This window comes from Bacillus sp. 491mf (assembly GCF_900112415.1).
Taxonomy (GTDB): Bacteria; Bacillota; Bacilli; order Bacillales; family Bacillaceae_G; genus Bacillus_A.
Map to the genome: position 1 here is coordinate 1 of NZ_FOLV01000011.1, position 22811 is coordinate 22811.

General features: G+C 33.4%; 22 protein-coding genes and 3 pseudogenes. 20 read left to right on the forward strand and 5 right to left on the reverse strand.

Features of this window, described 5'->3' with window-relative positions:
- Nucleotides 1–235 precede the first annotated feature (235 nt).
- Together BM211_RS12420 and BM211_RS12425 are read left to right on the forward strand one after the other, a co-directional pair.
- Nucleotides 236–628 carry a hypothetical protein gene (locus BM211_RS12420; RefSeq protein WP_090997699.1) on the forward strand — a complete coding sequence of 131 codons (393 nt, stop codon included), beginning with the start codon at nucleotides 236–238 and terminating at the stop codon, nucleotides 626–628.
- A gap of 87 nt (nucleotides 629–715) precedes the next feature.
- Complete coding sequence (locus BM211_RS12425) at nucleotides 716–1954, forward strand: MDR family MFS transporter (protein ID WP_051957329.1); 1239 nt, start codon at nucleotides 716–718, stop codon at nucleotides 1952–1954.
- 128 nt (nucleotides 1955–2082) lie between these two features.
- Here the strand turns inward: BM211_RS12425 and BM211_RS12430 are convergent, their stop codons facing one another.
- Both BM211_RS12430 and BM211_RS12435 read right to left on the reverse strand, forming a co-directional pair.
- Nucleotides 2083–2466, reverse strand: a complete 384-nt coding sequence (locus BM211_RS12430; RefSeq protein WP_035434118.1) for an Hsp20/alpha crystallin family protein — start codon at nucleotides 2464–2466, stop codon at nucleotides 2083–2085.
- 150 nt (nucleotides 2467–2616) lie between these two features.
- The gene (locus BM211_RS12435) at nucleotides 2617–2763 is read right to left on the reverse strand and encodes a small acid-soluble spore protein P (protein WP_035434119.1); all 147 of its coding nucleotides are present in this window, start codon (nucleotides 2761–2763) and stop codon (nucleotides 2617–2619) included.
- 208 nt (nucleotides 2764–2971) lie between these two features.
- Here BM211_RS12435 and BM211_RS12440 point away from each other — a divergent pair, with 208 nt between their 5' ends.
- A complete protein-coding gene (locus BM211_RS12440; RefSeq protein WP_035434120.1) occupies nucleotides 2972–3235 on the forward strand; it encodes a hypothetical protein in 264 nt (87 codons plus the stop codon).
- 49 nt (nucleotides 3236–3284) lie between these two features.
- Entirely contained in the window at nucleotides 3285–4010 is a 726-nt protein-coding gene (locus tag BM211_RS12445) for a polysaccharide deacetylase family protein (protein ID WP_035434122.1), read from the forward strand.
- Nucleotides 4011–4044: 34 nt separating this feature from the next.
- Here the strand turns inward: BM211_RS12445 and sspO are convergent, their stop codons facing one another.
- Nucleotides 4045–4194 carry a small acid-soluble spore protein O gene (gene sspO, locus BM211_RS12450; protein ID WP_020063103.1) on the reverse strand — a complete coding sequence of 50 codons (150 nt, stop codon included), beginning with the start codon at nucleotides 4192–4194 and terminating at the stop codon, nucleotides 4045–4047.
- A gap of 282 nt (nucleotides 4195–4476) precedes the next feature.
- Here sspO and acnA point away from each other — a divergent pair, with 282 nt between their 5' ends.
- The 15 genes and pseudogenes from acnA (at nucleotide 4477) to BM211_RS12520 (ending at nucleotide 20131) form a co-directional block, all read left to right on the forward strand.
- Complete coding sequence (gene acnA, locus BM211_RS12455) at nucleotides 4477–7200, forward strand: aconitate hydratase AcnA (protein WP_035434123.1); 2724 nt, start codon at nucleotides 4477–4479, stop codon at nucleotides 7198–7200.
- Nucleotides 7201–7526: 326 nt separating this feature from the next.
- The gene (locus tag BM211_RS12460; RefSeq protein ID WP_090997702.1) at nucleotides 7527–7976 is read left to right on the forward strand and encodes a class I SAM-dependent methyltransferase; all 450 of its coding nucleotides are present in this window, start codon (nucleotides 7527–7529) and stop codon (nucleotides 7974–7976) included.
- Nucleotides 7977–8001: 25 nt separating this feature from the next.
- Nucleotides 8002–8643 (forward strand): CPBP family intramembrane glutamic endopeptidase, encoded by a 642-nt coding sequence (locus tag BM211_RS12465; protein ID WP_090997705.1) that lies wholly within the window; start codon nucleotides 8002–8004, stop codon nucleotides 8641–8643.
- On the forward strand, nucleotides 8643–9485 hold the full coding sequence (locus tag BM211_RS12470; protein WP_090997708.1) for a nucleotidyltransferase: 843 nt from the start codon (nucleotides 8643–8645) through the stop codon (nucleotides 9483–9485). Before BM211_RS12465 ends, BM211_RS12470 begins: the two co-directional genes overlap by 1 nt.
- Before the next feature lie 462 nt (nucleotides 9486–9947).
- A pseudogene (locus tag BM211_RS25965) lies at nucleotides 9948–10064 on the forward strand (class I SAM-dependent methyltransferase); the annotation flags it as partial.
- Nucleotides 10065–10132: 68 nt separating this feature from the next.
- Nucleotides 10133–10642, forward strand: a complete 510-nt coding sequence (locus BM211_RS12475; protein WP_090997711.1) for a GrpB family protein — start codon at nucleotides 10133–10135, stop codon at nucleotides 10640–10642.
- A 392-nt stretch (nucleotides 10643–11034) separates the two neighbouring features.
- Nucleotides 11035–11433, forward strand: coding sequence for a BlaI/MecI/CopY family transcriptional regulator (locus BM211_RS12480; RefSeq protein WP_090997714.1), 399 nt, complete (start codon nucleotides 11035–11037; stop codon nucleotides 11431–11433).
- 2 nt (nucleotides 11434–11435) lie between these two features.
- Complete coding sequence (locus BM211_RS12485; RefSeq protein WP_090997715.1) at nucleotides 11436–13640, forward strand: M56 family metallopeptidase; 2205 nt, start codon at nucleotides 11436–11438, stop codon at nucleotides 13638–13640.
- A gap of 445 nt (nucleotides 13641–14085) precedes the next feature.
- The gene (locus tag BM211_RS12490) at nucleotides 14086–14859 is read left to right on the forward strand and encodes a Cof-type HAD-IIB family hydrolase (protein ID WP_090997717.1); all 774 of its coding nucleotides are present in this window, start codon (nucleotides 14086–14088) and stop codon (nucleotides 14857–14859) included.
- A gap of 40 nt (nucleotides 14860–14899) precedes the next feature.
- Nucleotides 14900–15376 (forward strand): DinB family protein, encoded by a 477-nt coding sequence (locus tag BM211_RS12495; RefSeq protein ID WP_035434491.1) that lies wholly within the window; start codon nucleotides 14900–14902, stop codon nucleotides 15374–15376.
- 122 nt (nucleotides 15377–15498) lie between these two features.
- The gene (locus tag BM211_RS12500) at nucleotides 15499–15876 is read left to right on the forward strand and encodes a hotdog family protein (RefSeq protein ID WP_090997723.1); all 378 of its coding nucleotides are present in this window, start codon (nucleotides 15499–15501) and stop codon (nucleotides 15874–15876) included.
- 806 nt (nucleotides 15877–16682) lie between these two features.
- Nucleotides 16683–17885 carry an L-lactate MFS transporter gene (locus BM211_RS12505; protein ID WP_090997726.1) on the forward strand — a complete coding sequence of 401 codons (1203 nt, stop codon included), beginning with the start codon at nucleotides 16683–16685 and terminating at the stop codon, nucleotides 17883–17885.
- Between the two features lie 1116 nt (nucleotides 17886–19001).
- Nucleotides 19002–19292: pseudogene (locus BM211_RS12510) on the forward strand (IS4 family transposase); the annotation flags it as partial.
- Between the two features lie 121 nt (nucleotides 19293–19413).
- Nucleotides 19414–19590: a D-alanyl-D-alanine carboxypeptidase gene (locus BM211_RS12515; RefSeq protein ID WP_141771633.1), complete on the forward strand. Its 177-nt coding sequence runs from the start codon at nucleotides 19414–19416 to the stop codon at nucleotides 19588–19590.
- Between the two features lie 100 nt (nucleotides 19591–19690).
- Nucleotides 19691–20131: a GNAT family N-acetyltransferase gene (locus tag BM211_RS12520; RefSeq protein ID WP_256217097.1), complete on the forward strand. Its 441-nt coding sequence runs from the start codon at nucleotides 19691–19693 to the stop codon at nucleotides 20129–20131.
- 806 nt (nucleotides 20132–20937) lie between these two features.
- On the opposite strand, the gene BM211_RS12530 is transcribed toward BM211_RS12520, so the two are convergent.
- Nucleotides 20938–21282 carry a hypothetical protein gene (locus BM211_RS12530; RefSeq protein WP_090997739.1) on the reverse strand — a complete coding sequence of 115 codons (345 nt, stop codon included), beginning with the start codon at nucleotides 21280–21282 and terminating at the stop codon, nucleotides 20938–20940.
- A 78-nt stretch (nucleotides 21283–21360) separates the two neighbouring features.
- A pseudogene (locus tag BM211_RS27120) lies at nucleotides 21361–21444 on the reverse strand (YolD-like family protein); the annotation flags it as partial.
- Nucleotides 21445–21703: 259 nt separating this feature from the next.
- On the opposite strand from BM211_RS27120, the gene BM211_RS12540 reads away from it, so the two are divergent.
- Nucleotides 21704–22687: a class I SAM-dependent methyltransferase gene (locus BM211_RS12540; protein ID WP_090997742.1), complete on the forward strand. Its 984-nt coding sequence runs from the start codon at nucleotides 21704–21706 to the stop codon at nucleotides 22685–22687.
- The last annotated feature ends 124 nt before the right edge of the window (nucleotides 22688–22811 follow it).

The following is a 22811-nucleotide window of genomic DNA, read 5'->3' on the forward strand; positions in this document are numbered from 1 at the left end:
GACAAACGGGATAGAGGGGTTAGGCGTGGAACAGCTCGCTAGTGTGTTAACTCCACTGACGTTAATCGTCCGTTAGGTCGAAACGTTAGAAACCTCCATTTCAAGCTTGCTAAGTGGGGGAGTATTCATTGTAAAACAATACGTATAATTTTCCTAATATTTCATAAGAAAAATTCTCTTTTTTAGAATTTTCTTGCTATAATAAGAAAAAGGGAACATAACGGGGGTGGATGATATGTTGTATGAAAATGGCGTACGTAAACTGATTCATCTAAACACAAATATTTCAGAACTATACCGAGAATTGTATGAAATGACCCGTCATTTAAAAGAATGTAACCGTGAAAGTGTAACATTTGATCGGTTATATGTAAAAGAATTGTTATGGAAAAAAGAAGATATTGTTTCTATGTATGATCAACTCCTCGTTCAAATTTGTATGAATGAATGTTTTGATATGAAAAGTTTCATTTCTGGGGAATATGCTTATACACATGAAGAAGTAGAGAACAGTGTAGCCGAATTTAATAGTAAACATAATGTGAATATTACATTAGAGGAAGTATTAAAAGAATTACAGTTTACATATGGTATTGATATGGAGCTGAAACGAACAGCTCGTGTTTAAGGAAACGAAAATTATGTTTTCAAAGGAAGCTGCTTTTCAGCTTTCTTTTTCTTTGCATAGTATTTAAACATAGAGAAGGTGAAAGTGATGAAGGGGAAGTTAGGGAGCATTCATCCAGTTGGGATGACTATCATTATTGGAACGTTATTTGCAAGGTTTGCAACATCGATGAGCATTCCATTTTTAGCGATTTACTTAACGAATGCAAAAGGAATATCAGCAGGTGTTACAGGAGCGATTATTGGAACGAGTGCATTAGTTGGTGTATTCGCAAGTTTTATTGGCGGGAATTTATCAGATCGTTATGGGCGAAAGAAGATTATGTTATCCTCTATTTTAGTTTGGATTCTTGTCTTTATTGGATTTGGATTTGCAGAGCATGTAGCGGCATTTTTTCTACTAAATGCACTAAATGGGATGTGTCGTTCATTTTTTGAGCCAACGTCTCGTGCTTTATTATCTGACTTGACAAAACCGGAGCATCGTTTAATGGTGTTTAACTTACGTTACGGCGCTATTAATGTTGGTGTCGCGATTGGGCCACTTGTTGGTCTTCAGATTGGCAGTGCTAAATCAACAATACCATTTTTTATGGCAGCTATTATGTATGTTCTATATACAATTATACTCATATTGCAATTTCGCAGGTATCGTATTGGAGAAGAAAAAACAGGGGGAAGTGAACGAGTTACTTTTATAGATTCCTTACGCATTATAAGAAAGGATATTGTCTTTTTAGTTGCGTTAATAGGAATTATCATTAGTACAACAGGATACGCACAGTTTTCATCAACGCTTTCTCAATATTTTGCGAACTCTCATCAATTTGAAAATGGAGTGGAATTATTTTCTTATGCATTAACACTAAACGCAATTACTGTAGTAATTGTTCAGTACCCACTCATTCAAGTGTGTAAAAAGTATACACCGCTCGTATCTATTATGATCGGTACCTTACTTGTTAGTGCAGGATTATGTGGGTTTGGATTTGCAGAATCAATGTGGGCTGTTTTTACTTGTACAATCATATTCACAATTGGAGAAGTATTAATGTTTTGCATGACAGATATGTTTATTGATCAAATTGCGGTTTCGAATTTAAAGGGAACTTATTTTGGGGCAATGGGATTCTCTGGAATCGGTGCTGTTATTGGTCCGTGGTTTGGCGGACTTCTGCTAGATTATTATGGCTATCAGAGTGGTTTTACGATTTTTACAATTTTGGCGACCCTCACTCTGCTTGCATTTCCGATTCTTTTCGTGACAAGAAGTTTACTGCGTAAAAGAACGACAGAAGAAAAAATAGGAAATGCAAATGTAATGTGAGTTTACATTTAGGGATAAGGTTTTGAAATGAAAAAGGTGGATGACTACAGTCAGCCACCTTTTTTCGTATTCATTGTTCCAGTTGTAGAAAGGGCATTTTTTGTATTACTTAATAAGTTTGTATACGATTATTTTATAAAGAAAACAGTACGTTCTGTTGATTGTGCTGTTTCTGTTTTAGAAATGTGAATGGTAAGAAGACCATTCTCCAAATAGGCTAACATTTTTTTATATATAATATTGCTTGGTAAGAAAATCATATGCTGTAAGGCAGGATTATTACAAAATACGTTAATTTGTAGGCCTGTCTCCATCTTTTTAATAAGGATATTTTGCTCAACTACGTTTGGGATATCAGCTTCTAAAATATATTCTTGTTCTGTTTCAAACAGGTCAACGTGAATATCGTTAGGAGAGGGGGCGTTTGCGTATAAATCGGAGCAAAATTGATTCATCCATTCTTCAAAGCCATCAACATGAAAATGGCAGTCTTTTTTCTTTTTCTTGCCCATTGTAAGAATACCTCCGTAAAATTTCCTTCATAATACGATATTCAATTTGAAATTAGAGGTGAAAGGGAAAGAGGAAATGTGGTTAAAAAAGAAAAGAAAATAGCATTAATATATGATAAATAGACAGTGCACATGCACTGTCTATTTTTTTTACATATCGTGGTGAGCATGATTTTTTTGGCGTGAATGCTGACGATTTTTAACTTTGTGTGACCCGCTTAATGGTTCTGGTTGGCCACCAGAAACTTGTCCTTGCGGTGAATTTTTTCGAATGGATTTGCTGTTGTTTTTCTCCATTTTTACTACCCCTTTTTTTATTAAACTTTAGCGATTCATTTGATAAACGGTAGAGCTCGATTAGCGAAACGAATTATTTGAAGAAGAACACCTCAGCATAAAGTTCCGCTTTATATTAGGATGAGAGAACTTCATAAATTTATACGAGAATGTTTTTTGAGAAAAATGTAAATGATAATGGAGAGTAATGACAGAAAGGGGAATGATTATGCCGTACCATAAGGATAAACAACAAGCATTTCAAGCTGCACAGCAAGGAATAACAGATGCAGAAAATGTATATAACAACATTGTAAAAAATGATCCAAATTATGCTCAGGATTTAAAACATTTACGACAAGAAGTGCAAGAGGCATATGAACAAATCCAAAATGCATTAGAAGTTGCTTCTGAAACGCAGCGAAAGCAATTACAGCAATACGAACAAGATTTAGAGCATATTATGCAAAATGTGGAGGAAGTGCGTGATTAATAGGTTGTTGAGTGTCTTCAGCAGCCTTTTCACATAAAAAGGGATAATAATGATTAAAAAAACGAACCGCATAATAATCAGCTGTCTAATCGTATTGTTAAGCTTGATAGGAATTGAAAAAGCCGAAGCAAAAATGTTAATGAGAAAAGAGTTAGAGCCAACTGGGTTTGTAACGTGGGAAGTACCAACAAATGAAAAAATAATAGCGATTACTTTCGATGATGGTCCTCATCCTACATATACACCGCAAATTTTAAATATTTTACGCGAATATCATGCTGAAGCAACTTTTTTTATGATTGGCTTCAGAATACAAAATAATCCATATTTAATCGAACAAGTATTAAAAGACGGTCATGAAATTGGAAATCATACAATGAAGCATTTGTATGCCCGCAATGCATCAGGACAAAGGCTCGAAAATGATATTCTACAGGGGAAAAAATATTTGGAAAAGTGGGTCGAGAAACCACTCCTTTTCCGTCCTCCTGGTGGTTATATTAATGAATCGGTGTTTAAAACAGCGACAGAAGCAGGGTATCAAATTGTATTATGGTCCTGGCATCAAGACCCAAAGGATTGGTCAAATCCCGGAAAAGATAAAATTGTACAACATGTTTTAAACAATGCAAGAAGTGGTGATATTGTTTTACTGCATGACGGCGGAACCGATAGAAGCCAAACAGTTGAAGCATTAAAAGAAATTTTGCCAGCCTTGCAAAAACAAGGGTATCGATTTGTGAAAGTGTCAGAGTTATTAAAGTACAAGCATTGAAAAATCCCAAAAGATGATCTTTTGGGATTTTAAATTATTGATTTTTTTTACGCTTTTTATTGTTTTGGCGTTGTGCAGGTGTTAATGGCTCGTTTGAAAATTCTTCGTTATATCCTGTACCTTGTCCTTGTGCAGAAGCAGCGTTCATTCCAGGAATAACATGATTTGCTTTACGTTTTCCCATTATTATCCCCCTTAATTGGCCATAAGAATTTGAATAATTCGATTCGTTTATAAAGTAAAATACCTTCTAAAAAGAAGTTTCACTTTATAGGAATAGTATCTGTTAACGGGAAAATTATTATACAACAACGAGGTTATAAAGAAAACTTATGAGAAACCATAAGTTTCTTATTGTTTACTTATCCAATAAGTTGTAATAATATATTATCGTAAGGTATTGAAAAATTTGGCTACATTTTATATTCAGACAACTTTAGTCACGTTTAACAGGGGGGTAACCATAATGGTAAAACACAATCCATTTAACACTCGCGCAACATTTGAAGTAGATGGAAATACGTATCACTATTATAGTTTGAAAGCGCTTGAAAATGCAGGGGCAGGTAATGTTTCTAAATTACCTTATTCGGTTAAAGTATTACTTGAGTCAGTACTTCGTCAAGTTGATGGCCGTGTTATTAAAGAAGAGCATGTTGAAAATTTAGCGAAATGGGGAACGAAAGATATTCAAGATATCGATGTACCGTTTAAACCATCTCGCGTTATCTTACAAGACTTTACAGGAGTTCCAGCTGTTGTTGATTTAGCTTCTCTTCGTAAAGCAATGGCGGATATGGGCGGAGATCCTGATAAAATCAATCCAGAAATTACAGTTGATCTTGTTATTGACCACTCTGTACAGGTTGATAGAGCAGGTTCAGCAGATGCGCTTCAATTTAATATGGATTTAGAGTTTAAACGTAATGAAGAACGTTATAAATTTTTAAGCTGGGCACAAAAATCATTTGATAACTACCGTGCAGTTCCACCAGCAACAGGTATCGTTCACCAAGTAAACCTTGAGTATTTAGCACCAGTTGTTCATGCAGTGAAAAATGCTGAAGGTGAACTTGTTGCATACCCAGATTCATTAGTAGGAACAGATTCTCATACAACGATGATTAACGGTATCGGCGTTCTTGGATGGGGCGTAGGTGGTATTGAAGCAGAAGCTGGAATGCTTGGACAGCCTTCATACTTCCCAGTACCAGAAGTAATCGGTGTAAAATTAACAGGTACACTTCCAAGTGGTACAACAGCAACAGACGTTGCATTAAAAGTAACACAAGTATTACGTCAAAAAGGTGTAGTTGGAAAATTCGTTGAATTCTTCGGTAGCGGTTTACAAAGCATGCCATTAGCTGACCGTGCAACAATTTCTAACATGGCACCAGAGTACGGTGCAACTTGTGGATTCTTCCCAATCGATGATATTTCATTAGATTACTTACGTTTAACAGGAAGAAGCGAAGAACAAATTCGTATCGTTGAGGAATATTGTAAAGCAAACGGCTTATTCTATACAGCAGATAGCCAAGATCCAACTTATACAGATCTTGTTGAAATTGATTTAAATACAATCGAGTCTAACCTTTCTGGTCCGAAACGTCCACAAGACTTAATTCCTCTTTCTGGCATGAGAGATGAGTTCCGTAAAGCTGTTGTGGCGCCAGTTGGTAACCAAGGATTTGGATTCGCTGAGCAAGAATTTGATAAAGAAGTGAAAGTTGTATTACAAGATGAAGAAGTAACGATGAATACAGGTGCAATTGCAATTGCTGCAATTACAAGCTGTACAAATACATCTAACCCATATGTATTAATTGGTGCAGGCTTAGTTGCGAAAAAAGCAATTGAAAAAGGACTTAAAGTACCTGGTTATGTAAAAACATCATTAGCACCAGGATCTAAAGTTGTTACGGAATACTTAGATAAGTCTGGATTAACAGCTTATTTAGATCAACTAGGTTTCCAAACAGTAGGTTATGGTTGTACAACTTGTATCGGTAACTCTGGTCCATTAGCTCCAGAATTAGAAGAATCAATTGCTGCAAATGACTTATTAGTAACATCTGTATTATCTGGTAACCGTAACTTTGAAGGTCGTATTCATCCGCTTGTAAAAGCAAACTACTTAGCATCACCACCGCTTGTAGTTGCATACGCACTTGCTGGTACAGTAGATATCGACTTGAAAAATGATGCAATCGGTAACGATGCAAACGGCAACCCAATTTACTTTAACGACATTTGGCCAACAGCGGCAGAAATCGAAGAAGTTGTACAAAACGTTGTAACATCTGAACTATTTAAGAAAGAATATGCACAAGTATTTAACAGCAACGAACGTTGGAACGAAATCCAAACTTCAAACGAAGCGTTATATACTTGGGATAATGACTCAACATATATCCAAAACCCACCGTTCTTTGAAGGATTATCTAAAGAACCAGGTGAAGTAGAAGCACTTTCAGGACTACGCGTAGTTGGTAAATTTGGCGATTCTGTAACAACAGACCACATTTCACCAGCAGGATCTATCGGTAAAAACACACCAGCAGGCCGCTATTTATTAGAAAATGGCGTGCAGCCAGTTGACTTCAACTCTTACGGTTCTCGCCGTGGTAACCATGAAGTTATGATGCGTGGTACATTTGCGAACATCCGCATTAAAAACCAAATCGCACCTGGCACAGAAGGTGGATTCACAACGTACTGGCCTACAGGCGAAGTGACATCTATCTATGATGCAGCAATGAAATACAAACAAGACGGCACAGGTCTTCTTGTAATCGCTGGAAAAGACTACGGTATGGGAAGCTCACGTGACTGGGCTGCAAAAGGAACAAACCTTTTAGGCATCAAAGCAGTTATCGCAGAAAGCTTCGAGCGTATCCACCGCAGCAACCTTGTATTAATGGGTGTATTACCACTGCAATTTAAAGACGGCGAAAGTGCAGAAACATTAGGTCTTGCGGGTATTGAGTCATTTGAAATTCAAATCGATAAAACAGTAAAACCACGCGACCTTGTAACAGTAGTTGCGACTGACCTTGATGGAAACAAAAAACAATTTGAAGTAGTAGCACGCTTCGACAGCGAAGTAGAAATCGACTACTACCGTCACGGCGGTATCTTACAAATGGTTCTTCGTGAGAAATTAGAAGAGTCTAAGGTTTCTAACTAAGTTTAGGTGTCAATGTTCTAAATGAACAATAGTATATAGATTAGTATAAATATTTACGCTGAAACAAAAAAAGGGAAGATGACGAGAGTCATCTTCTCTTTTTTTCGTTATCGACCATTCTTTGCAATATATTGGCGATTCAACACGATATAAACATACAAGTTCATTTTTTGATATGGAATTGGTATACCTAGTCATTGTCACTCAACGATAATTATATATTGAACAAATAATAAGAATTAAAAGAAAATATGATATATTAGATAATACGCGCTAGAGATTTTTAATGTCATATAAATTTATTACATACACAAGGGTAGTATTTTATGGGGACTGAATTTAACGATAAAACGAAAGAATATGCGATTGGTAGACCGACTTATCCAAAAGAAATTATCAATAAAATGAAAGAACTTGGAATTGGAACACAATCTATCATCGCTGATATTGGTGCAGGAACAGGGTTACTTACTAATATGTTATGTCAGTTAGGTTGTAAAGTTTTAGCAGTTGAACCGAATGAAGAAATGCTTAATGAGTGCAAACAATATTGTTCGGCTAATACAAACATAGAATATATTAATGCGCTCGCTGAAAAAACGCAATTAAAAGAACAGAGTATAGATATAATTATGATTGCACAGGCATTTCACTGGTTTGATAAACAATTGTGTAAAGTAGAATTCAAGCGGATTTTGAAAGAAGATGGCTACGTTATTATTTTATGGAACGATATGCAACTAATCTTTCTCACTTCAAATAATCAATATATATAAAATTAAAAAAAGGGGGTAAATCGATATGAGCTACCTTATTGCTTTGGTACTTGCTGTTTTATTAGCTTTTTCATATAAAATTGTTGATATTACAGTGGGCGTTATTATTGGAAGGACGTTGTACCGAAAGATAGAAAATGAGATTATTTATATATGGGGAACACTGCTGACAGTAATTAATTATTTTTATGAAGACAATTATGTATTCCGTTTACCAATTCACTACGAACCAATTGTTCTATTAATCTTGATTGCCGCGATAACGAATATTTTCATTTCACGATACTCAGGATATAGGCCGAGCGGGAAAAAGAATATCTTAAACTTTGTAATTATGTATCCTATTTTTGAAGAAGTAATTTTTAGAGGGATGATGATACCAATACTTAACAATTCATTCCCAATATACCCTCTTTTTGAAATAGCTTACATACCAGTTACGGTACCGATCTTAATATCTTCCTTTCTATTCGCTGTAGCTCACTTACAATATTACAGCTTTAATCAGACTAGCATAAAGTTTATGCTGTTCGCATTTTCTGGGGGAATCATATTTGGTGTGATTACGGATTACTCACTATCAATTGTTTTTTCAATATTTTTGCATGTGGAGTTTAATTTACTTGCAGTATATTACTCAAAAAAGAGTACAATAGGGGCGATGTAATGACTACTATTAAAGAAATCGGAAGTCTATGCATTACAGATAAAGATGGATATATTATCAACCAGTCAGATAGGAATAAAATAAATCCCATTTTTTCCCTTGTAATTCATGATGTGATTAATGCTTATTCGACCTATCTCAAAGACGATTTACATAGTGTATACATAAGAGGATCAATTCCAAAAGGGATAGGCATTGAAGGTGTAGCTGACTTAGATACAATAGCGGTGACTAAGCAACAGCCTAATAAACTACAGTTAAATTGGGTGAAAAAAATAGAACACAGTTTAAATCAAAAATATGATTGTGTAGATGGCATTGAACTAAGCTTCTACTCCATAGAAGATATTCTAAATACTTCATCTTTTTCTATAATGAGTTTTATACTTAAAACCCATGGAATATGTGTATTTGGAGAGGATTTGATACCTCAATTACCCAAATATAAAGCTAACGAAGCTTTAGCAAATGACCACCTTATTTACTTACAAGCTCAAATTAAAAATGCTTGTGAGGATCTTAAAGATAATTCTGATATAGAGGATATTAAAGATTGTTGCAAATGGATTATGAAAGTTATAGTAAGAGCTGGACTTGCACTTGTCATAATGAAAGAAAACACATATACAAGAGATTTATATCCTGCTTATAAATTGTTTTCGAAATATTTTCCTGAAAAGGAACAGGATATGAGAAAAGCACTTGAATATGCAATAACACCTGTAATCGATACAAAAGTACTGTTATTATTTTTAAATGAATTTGGAAAATGGATGATTAGTGAAGCTGATAGATGGCTACAATTCTATAATTCAAATAGAGAATTAGACATGAAGATATAGACTATTTACTAAGTGGTTTTAATTTTGATTTCCTGTGTTATTTTAGTTATTATTTAGGATTTTCTCCACAATAACTGAAATACTTACAATTTCTATTCCTTCATAAACATTTGAAACTTTTCTTAAAGTAGAACCTCATCCACACAACTATGTTGCAAAGTAATGCTGACCTGGAACACGATATTCTTCAACTCAAGGTTAGCTGTAAGTCAAAATTTAAACCTGATAAAAATGTAATGACTTTTAAAAACTACGGCTAATTTTACTTCTCGACCGTGGTTTTATTTGATTACGAAAAGAGGAGTATCAGTGGGTTGAAACCGTTATGTGTAATTGGTGTGAAAAATCAGAATTTTATTGACGGTGTAGAATTAAAATTGTAATGTCGAATTCAAGGGAAAGTGTATATAAGAAAGATTCGAAACTTACATCACTAACTCTATAGAAAGGGGAAAACAAACGATGAGTAAAGTTCTTGAGTATTATTCTACATTCGACGAATGGGGACGCCTTGACCGTGAACCATTAGAGTTTCAAGTGAATTGGCACTACATACAAAAATATTTACCTAAGACAGGAATGAAAGAGAGAATATTTTGATATTTAATCCGTAAAGAAAAGGGTTGTATGCAGGAGGAGTGAATCAAATGTTAGGGTTACCCCGTGGTGAAGTTTTTTTAGTTCCTTGGACTGAAGAATGGGAAGCCGAATTTTTAAAAGAGAAACAATTAATTGAAAAACAAATTGGAGAATACATTTTGACAATACACCATATTGGAAGTACTTCTATTCCACACTTGAGTGCAAAACCTATTATTGATATTGCGATTGAATTAAAGAATTTTGAAAATGGTGTGGAATGTATTGCTAAGCTAGAACGGTTAAATTATAGGTATAGAAAAGGTGTATTACCCGAGAGATATTATTTTAATAAGGGAGAACCGAGAACACATCAAATTCATATGTATGAGAAGGGGAATAAATATTTAATTGAACAATTGTGTTTTAGAGATTACTTAAAAAATAATAAAACTGCTCGGATAGAGTATGAACAGTTAAAGATTCAACTTTCAAAGGCTAATCCAAATAATAAATTTAAATATACAGATGACAAAACAAACTTTGTTAAATCTATATTGGCTAAAATAAATATTTAGAAAGGCGGTTATGTGTAACAATTCGCCTTCCAAAATAAAATAGTTTTATTGTTCGTGAAATATCATTTTATGAAAAAGTGAAGCATTTTTTTTATAACTTTAATAATCGCCTACCAAATTTATGGGTAGGCGATTATTGTATTTCTAAGAATAAAATTTGACAAGCTATTTCTAATATTATTTACCATTTTCTCTAGAATATCGGAGCGATTTAATTTATTCATCAGATGCTTCTCTTATGTTTGATATAGCAACATCATGTATGAATTATATTTTAGAGACTAATCAATTGATATAGTTAATGAAAATATTATGAATATTATTGACATTATCTGATTACAAATGTAATATCGAATTTAAGATTACATTTGTAATATAGGGAGGGATATATAATGAAGGAATTACCTAGAATATCTGAGGCTGAATTAGAAATCATGAAAGTTCTTTGGGGAAAATCTCCTCAAACAGCAAATGAGGTGATTAAAGAACTAGAATTGATTGTAGATTGGAATCCAAAAACGATTCGAACACTGATGAACAGATTAGTTCAAAAAGAAGCTGTTTCCTATCATCATGAAAAAGGGCGTATGTACGCCTATTATCCTTTAGTGTCACAAGATCATTATCTACAAGTAGAAACAAGGTCTCTTCTCAAACGTTTTTGTGGGGTGGCGTTTAAACCGCTTCTTGTAAACTTTTTAAAAGAAGAAAAATTATCTTCAGAAGACATAAACGAACTTAGACAAATCCTTGATGAGAAGAATGAAGAGAATCAGCGTAAGGGGGGATAGAAATGATACATAGATTTATAAATATCTATCTCCCGCTCGTATTTGATTGGGTTATAGAAACATCTGTGATGGCAAGTGTATTAGTGGGACTTATTTTGTGTGTCAAAGTCTTGTTAAGAAACAAGCTAAGTCCAAGGTGGCACTATTTATTATGGATGATTTTGATTGTAAGATTGCTGCTGCCTTGGTCACCTGATAGTTCTTATAGTATGTATTCACTCCTTTCATATGGTTATAAAACGACTACTTTTACTCAAAATCAACCTGTTGTTTCTTCAAAAAACGAGCGCGTGCATGAGATGGAAAATATGCAAAATACCAGTACAGTTACAGAAGAGACAAGCTCCACCGATCATACACCTCAGACAACAAAGAAACATATAGTAGAGCCCGCTCAAAATAAGAAGCAAAAAGATACCTCCATTTCTTTTTATAAAATCGCTTCATACATTTGGGTAATGGGTGTTATCATACTAGGTTTCACAACTTATCTTATCAATAGAAGATTATATTCCTACATACAACAACAACCTGTTATTACAGAAGAAAGGGTTGTTAACATCTTTGAAAAATGTAAAAGATCCATGTCCATCCAGCAAAATATCCCGCTATTGTTAGCTGGGAAAATTTCAAGTCCGACAGTATTTGGATTCTTTCATCCGAAAGTATTAGTATCGAGTGTGCATATTAGCCGGCTTAATGAGCAGCAACTGCAACATATTTTTCATCATGAGTTAGCTCATATTAAGCGAAGGGACGTTTGTGTTAATTGGATTATGTATTGCTTGTTAGTTTTGAATTGGTTTAACCCAATTCTTTGGTATGCCTACTCATGCATGCGGGAAGATCAAGAAATCGCATGCGATGCACTTGCGCTCACGTTTTTCGAGGAAAAGGAAAAAATCGCATATGGATATACCATTATCAATCTTTTAGAACATTACTCTAACTATTACCAAGTACCAGGTTTGGCGAATCTAATCAGAAATAAAAGAGCTTTAAAGAGGAGGATTTTCATGATTAAAAAGTTTCAAAAGAAATCGTATCGCTGGTCTGCGCTTGGTGTAATTACTGTGGTGGTTGTTTCATTATTTTCTCTGTTAAATGCACGTGCAGATGGGACAAACGAACAGCAGAAAGGACAAGCTTCCAAAAAAGTAACATTGACAGAAACAAAAAAAGTGGGAACGGTATATACTCCTCCTAAGCAGGAAGAATATTTTGGGGATATGACAAAAGAAGAGATACTGACGAAAATGCTGAATACAGTTGATAATTTTGAAACTGCTAAAGGTGAATTTAAAATTCATTCTGTTAATACAGGTGACAGGGTAATTAATTATGAACTTAGTTTGCATAATCAAGCAGGTGGTTATAGTAAAACTACTCGTGTGGAAAATGAAATAGAAAAGGTAACATCTCATTATTACAATAACGGTACGATGTGGGATCTTAGAAAAGATACAGGTATGTATATAGAAATGAGATATGGGCAAGAAGCAAAACGTTCTAAGCCATTAAAGATTGAAAATGCATTTTCAGTAAATGGCGAAGGAGATAACGTAACAGATTATCGAGAAAGACCTATTATTGGTGAAGCGATGAGTTCACTATTCCCTTATGAAATAGCTTCGAACTATACGAGAAATTTGAATACTTGGGAGATTGAAAAGCAAAACGAACAGTTATTGGGGCATAATACGCTTGTTATCAAAGGGGATATCAACAAACGAATCAACAAATCCTTCCGTTTTTGGGTCGATAAAGATACGGGAATTCTCGTAAAATATGAAACGTATGATACGGTTGGCAAAGTGGCTGATTATTTATATCCCACAAGCTTAGAAGTCAATATTCCTATTGATAGTAAAAGATTTACACCAGATTTAACAGGATACCAAAAAGAAGAACTGTTTAAAAAGGACCAGTCGCAAATGACGACTGGGAATATCGATAATCTCGTCCCAGAAGCAATCAAAGCACAATGGGAGGAAGCAAAGAAAAAAACAAATGAAACAACAACTTTGCAGCACGACGGCAAGTGGTACATTCATGCCAAAAAGGGTTATTTGGTAAACTATATAGAAGTCAATGGAAAAGAGGGAACGTTATTTTTAGCGAAAGCATCTCCGCAAAAAGAACAATTTATATTCCATGCTTTAGCAGAGGGGTACAAGGCGGAGACACTTAAGATGGTTTATGAATGAAGTAGAACCTTCTTTGAAATTTTTCGCGTTACACAGAAGAAAAAGAGTCTATTATCACTGAATATATTAATGAATATCCCTATAAGATGATCTGCGGTTTGCCAAATGATTCGCTTATACACATCAAGGAAAAGAAAATGAAGTTGTTAGGTGATATTTTTATTTATATAATTATATCTTCTTATTATGTATAGGTTCCTGTTTGGTTTGGCGGGATTTATACAGAAAAAGAAATAAACACTTAAAGTGATTATATGCTTTAAGTGTTTATTTCTTTTTGAAAACTATATATGAACAGTAAATGGAGATTGGTAATTCTTATTTTTAGAACTGTTGCTAAATAATATATTTAGACTTATATTATTAGGGTGTTAAATTTCTGATTTTTCACTTTAGGGTGATTTTTTTGATTTATGTATTTATTTATTTGTAAAGGAGTTATCATATGGATTATAGAATTGTATTTTTTGATGTTGATGGAACTCTTACACATCATGAAAATGGTAGTATTTCAAATAAAACGAAAGAAGCTATAAAAGTATTAAAGAATAGAGGGATAAGAGTAGTTGCAGCAACAGGAAGACCGCTATCGATGTGCGATGAAATAAGAGAATTAGGAGTGGATACGTTCATTACAGCCAATGGAGCTTATGTAAAGCATAAACAAGAGATTCTTCATAAAGTACCGATAGATAAAAATGTTATTCGAGAAGTTGTTGAATTTGCAAATATTGAGAATAATGGTCTATCTTTCTTTACAGAAGACTTTAGTATGAACGGTGTAGAAGATAAAGCAATACTAGAAGCACTAAATGAAACGTTGTCATTGAATGCTTATCCAAATATAAATAAACATATTTATAATCAAGAGGTCTATTTGATGTGTTTGTATGCTACTGATGAAACAGTAGAGAGATATATTCATAAGTTCCCGCATTTAACGTTTAGCAGATGGCATCCTTTTGTATTAAATGTGTTACAAGAAGAAGTGTCTAAATCTTTAGCGATTAAAAGTGTATTACAGTATTTTGGCATTGATAAATCAGAGGCTATTGCGTTTGGGGATGGAGGGAATGATATAGACATGTTGGAATTAGTAGGACTTGGGATTGCTATGGAAAATGGGAATGAACAATTAAAAGAAGTTGCAGATTTCGTCACGAAAAAGTCAAGTGAAGATGGGATCGACTTTGCTCTTAGAAAGTACGGAATTATTTAAGTATATAAAGAACGGACATTTTTTGTATGGAGTGATTTCTTTGATAGATTTGTGTCATTATAATTGGCAAGTTAGAGAAGAATGGTTTAAGTGGTGTGAAACAATTGCGATTGAAGAGCTAACGAAAAAGCGTGCAGGCGGTATGGGGAGCATTATACATACTTTGTTTCATGTGATTGATTGCGAACAATTATGGATTAATCAGATGCAAGGGACTGCTGTTATTAAAAAAGATATTAATACAATTTCTAGCCTAAGTGATGTAAAGACATTTTCAATTATAACAAAACCAGTAACACAGAGATTTCTAGAGTCATATGCTCTTGATACTGGGGAGAGAATTTTAGAAGTTAAGAGTAAGAATGGTAATTCATTTTCATTTACTTATGAAAGAATTATTCGTCATATCATTACGCATGAAATTCATCACATTGGACAACTGTCTGTTTGGTCACGGGAAATTGGTATCGAGCCTGTCTCATCTGATTTATTAATAAGGGATTATGTAAGAATCTAAGTGTATATTTTATTTTTAGGAAAGAGTCTTTAACAACAAGTACTTTTACGTACAGAAAAAATTAAGTATATTCGAACAGTGAAATTAAGTGAATCATGAAATGTTTTTGAGGAGGGGTATCGATGGGATTACAAGTAGGCGAAATAATCACCTTTGAACGAACGTTTACAAAAGAAGATGTTGTATTATTTACGAAGGTATCAAAGGATGAAGGCGTTCATCATGTGACACCAGATGAACAAGGGCGATTTGTTGTACAAGGACTTTTAACATCAACACTCCCTACGAAAGTTGGCGGTGATTATAATGTATTGGCTCGTAAGATGGGTTTTGAATTTTTACGTCCAGTTTTTAGTGGTGATACGATCCGTTGTGATGTAATTATTGAACAATTTGAACTGGATGAAAAAAATCGCACAAAAATTACTGCGGCGTTTACATGTATGAATCAATTTGAAAAAGAAGTATTAAAAGGAAGTTTCTCAGGTGTAATTCTTTAATCATTTATAAAAATATGTAGTATAGCTTTTAACAGGGGTGAAAAATCAAATAAGATAGATGTGAAATATTGTATTATATAAATTTAAACAATCGATGTAATAATTCAATGAGAGAAACTTGAAAAGAAGTTTGTTTCATGAATATTACATCTTTTTTGATTTACTGTTTTATTTTATCCCGCTATTCGTGGGCAGTAATACTCCCGCCTCAAAATTCAGCGAAAGCATTGTCCAGCTCTAGCGGCTAGAATCTCCGGCCGTTTCGCCCCCTCGGACGAGGGAAAAAGCGCCTCTCTGTCAAGGGCGAGGCCATTGAAAAAGTCCACCTTATAAGAAAAAGGAGTTCACCACCTACTATATACAGATGATGAAACACTTTTTGTTTTCTGTATATTGATAAAATACATGTTGTTTTTTTAAAGTAATCACTTTTTCAGTGCCTTCGTCAAGGGCGTGGGCGTCCTGCGATTCTGAACGAGCCGCTTCCGCTTTTCTTAAGAAGTTAGGCGGGAGATAAACTGCCCGTAAAAGTCCGATTGGTGAGGGCTGATAATCAGTGGGGGATGAAGAACCCCCCACTGATTAAAGTTTCACTTTATGAAAGAGGATCCAAAAGTGCCTGTAAGCTGTACTTATGCAAAAGAATTAAAGAGGCTGCTTTGTATTTAACAAGCAGTTTTTTGTATTTCATCCTTCTTTTTTTGTAACTGATTTCATATATTTGACGCTCTGTGTTGTAAGTGCCTACGCAATCATTTACATCATATACAATAAAGCTATCAAATCGAAAGAGGTGGAAGGACGGTATGAAACGTTCATCTATTAATCCGTGGCTTGTTGTCCTCGGTACAGTCATTGTACAAATGGGACTTGGAACGATATATACATGGAGTTTATTCAATCAACCTTTAGTGAGTAAATACGGATGGAGTCTTAACGCTGTTGCGATAACCTTCTCAATCACTAGTTTTTCTTTAGCATTTGCAACTTTGTTTGCGGGTAAATTACAAGAGAAATGGGGAATTCGTAAACTCATTATGATAGCCGGATTAGCTTTAGGAATTGGCTTGATGCTTAGTTCACAAGTGTCCTCATTACCAATGCTTTATGTACTAGCAGGCGTTGTTGTAGGTTACGCAAATGGTACAGCATATATTACTTCACTATCAAATTTAATAAAGTGGTTTCCAGAGCGTAAAGGTTTAATTTCTGGTATATCTGTCGCTGCTTATGGCACGAGTAGCCTAATTTTTAAATACATTAACACAAAGTTCATTGATTCAGTTGGTGTATCACAAGCGTTTTTATATTGGGGATTAATTGTTGCAGTTATGGTAGTGGTAGGCGCTTGTTTAATCCATCAAGCCCCTGAACAAGATACAGTACATGAAACAAAAAGTCATGACTTTACAACAAAAGAAATGCTGCGCACAAAAGAAGTTTATCTGTTATTCATTATGTTTTTTGCATCATGTATGAGTGGCTTATACTTAATTGGTATGGTAAAAGATATCGGTGTTCAACTCGTAGGACTTAACGCAGCAACAGCAGCTAACGCTGTCGCCATGGTTGCGATCTTTAATACGGTTGGCCGTCTCATTTTAGGATCGTTGTCAGATAAAATCAGCCGTTTAAAAATTGTTTCTGTAACGTTTGCCGTTATAGCTATATCTGTTTTTGTTCTCAGTTTTGTAGATTTAAATTATGGTATTTATTTCGCCTGTGTAGCAAGTGTTGCTTTCTGCTTTGGTGGAAATATCACGATTTTCCCAGCTATTGTTGGTGATTTCTTCGGTCTAAAAAATCATAGTAAAAACTATGGCATTGTATATCAAGGCTTTGGTCTTGGGGCACTTACAGGTTCCTTTATCGGTGCAACTTTAGGTGGAATTAAACCAACTTTTATGGTGATTGGTGCATTGTGTGTCGTGTCATTTGTTATCGCTATTTTCATTCGACAACCTAGTCAGCAAAAAGAAAAACAAGAAAATTATCGTAGCGTAGCGTGAGTGGTTTGGATTTTAATATACTCTAAAATAGACTTATTTAAAGATAAAAGAAGAGGGATTCGCTTTTCTAATGAAAAGTAGATCCCTTTTTTTATTCATACTTGTAAACTTCCTTTTATTATGGTTGCAAATAATATTTTGAGCGATGTATTTTTGATCATCATGAAGGATATTCTTAGATGGTTTTTTGTTACATGTAATGTTGTATCGCAGTTTGGGCAAACAAGTTTACGAGAGCTATTTCTTAAAAAGAGGGTTTTCTTTTTTATTTTGTAACGGCATTTGGGGCAAGTCTTCATTTTTATCTCACCTCATCGCTTTTTAATTTGAAAACTAAAGAATTTTTTGGATAAATAAGAAAAGAAGTAGGGGAATTTAATTTTTTCGTTTTTGGGAACACTAATTCCTTAACTTAATAGACACGGAGTGCTCCCCTGTTAGTATTAATCACCCTGATTGAACGTCCTGTATTTCTTTTATAATCAGTTGAAGATTGTTTGTATATTCTTTCTCATCTACATTATCTATCCCAAAATGTTTAGGAACTACAATATGGGTACGTTTCGGAATTATGATGCAGTATGCTGAATCTAATTCCTTTACACTATGTATTTTGTTAAGACTGTATTCTAATTGTTCGCCGTTAGAGGTTATATATATTTTTTTATTGTGGAGTTCAAGCGAAATGTTTCCTATTACCCCAAGTTTTTTTAACTATCTTACGTATAAATATTATAGGCTTTACTTTTTGAAACAAGAAATGAATTATTATAGAAAAAGCTATTATAGACAAGACTATTCCTAAAATTGGAGTGAAAAGGGTAGCATATTTATGTTTAGTAATTTGATAATTAATAATTAATAATTAATAATTAATAATGAATGCTGAAAAAGAAAAAATATGGAGAAATATTTCGCTGTAGAGTAAAAGTCTTTTTGTAACGGTTGCTACTACGTATTTATAAGTATCTTCTGAAACATAGCAAGTTATATTCAAAAATCCATCACCCTTTTTAAATGAGAGTATATCGAATTTTCTGTAAACAAAACATCCCCTAAAATGAAAAAATACGCTATTCTTTCTGTAGAATCATAGGAAAGGATGGCGTTTTTTGTATGTCTATTTCTATATTTGATGAATTACAACTATTTGCTCAAGAGATTCAAAGCTCTTTATCTCCAAATATCTTACGAGATTTTGCTAGAGATGTTGGTTTCGTTCAACGAACCAGTAAATACCAAGCAAAAGATTTAGTCGCTTTATGTGTATGGATGAGTCAAAATATCGCTACGACGTCTTTAACTCAATTATTTAGCTGTTTGGAAGCATCAACAGAAGTGCTCATCAGTCCTGAGGGATTGAATCAACGATTTAATCAAGCGGCAGGACCCCTATTTGAGAGTATTAAAATCTCTTGAATTGATGGGCATGTAAGGTGACCCTATATAAATATAATATAAAACAGGATTTTCCATCTTCCTTTCCGAATATAGTTATATTGTTTTTTATAAAAAAGGAGAATACATAATGAAATTTCATCCGTTATTTTTATTCATAGTTGGAGCTTTTGTATGCTCTTTAGTATTTAATTTTTTCACAGGTAAATCTGATTGGAATGTCTTTTTCTTATTGATACTTGGAGCAATTTCCGGTTATCAAATCGGTAAAAATGAAATTAAAAGACAGATAAACAATATAAATTAAATTACTACCATTAATAAATTTTATATAAATAAAAGGAGAAATTAATATGCCAGAACTACATACAAATCGTCTTATTATGACTACATTTACAGTCGAAATGATGGAGAAGGTAATGAAAAACGAACATACTTTTACAGAGGAAATTTCATTAAATGTGCATTCTGAATGGCCTTTACCAGAATACCAACAATTTTTCCCTTACAAGATTAGTAAGTTTAAAGAAACTCCTTTAGAAAATAAGTGGGAAGGGCTAATCATACATAAAAAAACGAACACAGTTATAGGTGATATGGGTTTTAAAGGTAGTCCTAATGAGGAAGGATCTATAAACATAGGATATAGTATAGTGCCGGATCAAAGAGGAAAAGGATATGCGAGCGAAATGGGAAAAGCGCTTGTTCAATGGGGACTTTCTCAATCAGGTGTTAAGAAAGTTGTAGCTACTTGTTCTCCAGATAATCAACCGTCTATTAAGGTTTTACAGAAAATTGGATTACAGTTTACCGAAGAAAAAAACGGGAAACTTTACTGGACCACATGATCAGTATGACTTCCGATAATCTTGATTATAGAATCCTGCCACACGGCTATCAACCTAACAAAAGAAACCACCCCAGAATGAAAATTTTGTACATTTTTCTCATTCTGGGGTAACTCGTTATTTTTAGCTTGATGGGTATGTGGCGATACACCTTAATAAAAGTTTACCTTTTTATCTATCTGGACTTACTCTGCAATGAAAAATTGTGTATATTTGGTAATAAATGATGCTTATTACCAAAACATACAAAGGGGTTCCATAATGGATATTTTTTTATTCAATTTATTATTTTTTTTAGTCTTAATTTTATTGAAAATTAATTTCATTTCAGCACTAAATACAGAGCTAAAAAAAGAGTCAAAAAACTATTTAATAATAATTATTAATTGTCTTTTTATAATTATTTTTTTGTGGCTTAGTATAACTGTTTTTTTAGAAATTACTTTAATATTACGCAAAAATTTCGATAATCTATCTTTATAACATGATAGTTAAAATTTTTAGATATTTACATGAAAAAATGAATGTAAACTTTCAACTATTAGTTTACATTCAAATTACCGAAAATATTTATTTTATTCCAATCCCCTTAATATCCTCAAAATTAGAAAGAAAAGTATACATTCAAAACACTATAAATAAAGAGGTACAGAAACCCATGAACAAAAATTTTATTTTAAATAAAATCAATTTATGAATATATGTAATTTAAATTATTAAAAATAATTAATATAAAAAACTCTGATTTTAAAAAGATCAGAGTTTTTTTAAATGACATGGTGATCCCTTATATAATAATAAAAAAATTATGATAATTGCGCACTAACAGCAATAGTAAGTGCAACACCTAAAACTAAAATAATCCAAGTCCAATACTTATTTCGAATGAAAAATAATGCAGAGTTATCTTTTATTTGAACTCTTTCTCCGGTTTTTTCATCGACGAGTGTTCGTACACTATCAGATATAAACTTTTTAGTTAAAAAATAATTAATTATCGCTATAAATATAGTACAAGATATTCCATTCAAAATAAATCCAGGGTTATGTTGCGTGTTCACTTGCAAAATAATAAAAGGGATTGCATTTATCACATTCCCTAAAATGAATGCTAGGACTACTAACAGTCCCTTACCTCTCCAAATAATCATTACAATGACTCCTTTCAATTTCTAAATAATGGGACATACATATTACATTATATTAATTTATGGAGTATTAATCTATTTTAATGCTCTTTCAATCCGTTCTTTTGTATCCTCAGTCAAAAAAGGCTTTGGAACCTTGTATTGCTCCTCAAAAATTCGATTAATTCATTCATATTGGTGGGACCCCATGTTGCAAGAAATACTTAATCATAGTACACCACAAATCATCTTAAAATCTAATTTATTTGTATAATTAATGTAAAAAGGAGAGCTAAAATAATAGCAAATATTAAATTTATTATTTACTTAATTGCAACCGCTTTAATATTTTGTTCTGCAATATTAGGAGAACTTGTTTACTCAATAAAAAAGAATTTAAACAATTTGTGTACACAAAAACTTACTGAAAATTTTAAATTGTGCTATGTTTTTATTGATAAAAAATAGGGAGGTAAACAACATCAAAGGAAAGAGTATTCATTTTAGAATTAATGAAACAATTTTAGAAAACTTTGAAGACGCATTAGTATATGAAGGAATAAACAAAACAGAGTTTCTAACTCATGCTATTCAAAATTTTTGTGCAAAGGTGGAATCACAAAAAATGGATGATGTTAAGCGTCAATATGGAGCTAGTACTCATTTGCAAGTACGAATGGATACACATGTTTTGTACGAAGAAAAACGTGTTAATTTAGATGAGTGGGTTATCAAACTATTAAATTTAACACATGATGAAAAGGTTCTTGATATTGGATGTGCGACAGGTGCATTCCTTTCACTATTACAAACAATGGGGCATAAAGGACATCTTACTGGACTTGATCAGTCATCTAATATGATTGAAGAAGCAAATAAGCTATCTCAACAAAAGAATTTAAATATTGAGTGGATAATTGGAGATGCAAGAAAGCTTCCGTTTTCAAGTAATTCGTATGATTGGTTGGTCGCAAGACATATGCTATATCATGTTCCAAATCTTCAAAGCACAATTGAAGGTTTTAAAAGAGTAATTAAGCCAAATGGAGGACTACTTACTACTACAAATTCATGTGAATCATTACCGAAGATTAGAGAACTTTGTAATAACATGTTAATTGAATTTGGTTTCCCTGAAAGAGTTTCGCCCGCCGCGCCATTTTGCATAGAAAATGCAAAAGAAATTCTAAGTTCGACGTTTAATAAAGTGGAAGAAAAAGTTATCTCTAATTCATTAATTTTTGAACAACCTGAACCAATCGTGAATTATATTATCAGTATGTTTCCATCTTTAAACATACCTCACGATACAGACCTATACACTGATATGATAAATTGGTTGAAATTTGAAGCCGAGAATATATTAGCACGTAATGGTAGAGTATGGCGTGATCCGAAAGATGTAGGATTTTATATATGTAAAAAATAAGAGGAGAATAAAATGTTATTAAAAGAAGAAATCAAAGTGGTAGTTGGTGCTGGAGTATTTAACAATAATCCAGGATGATTGGTCAAATAAAAAACATTACATACTATTATAATTAGGAGCTGAA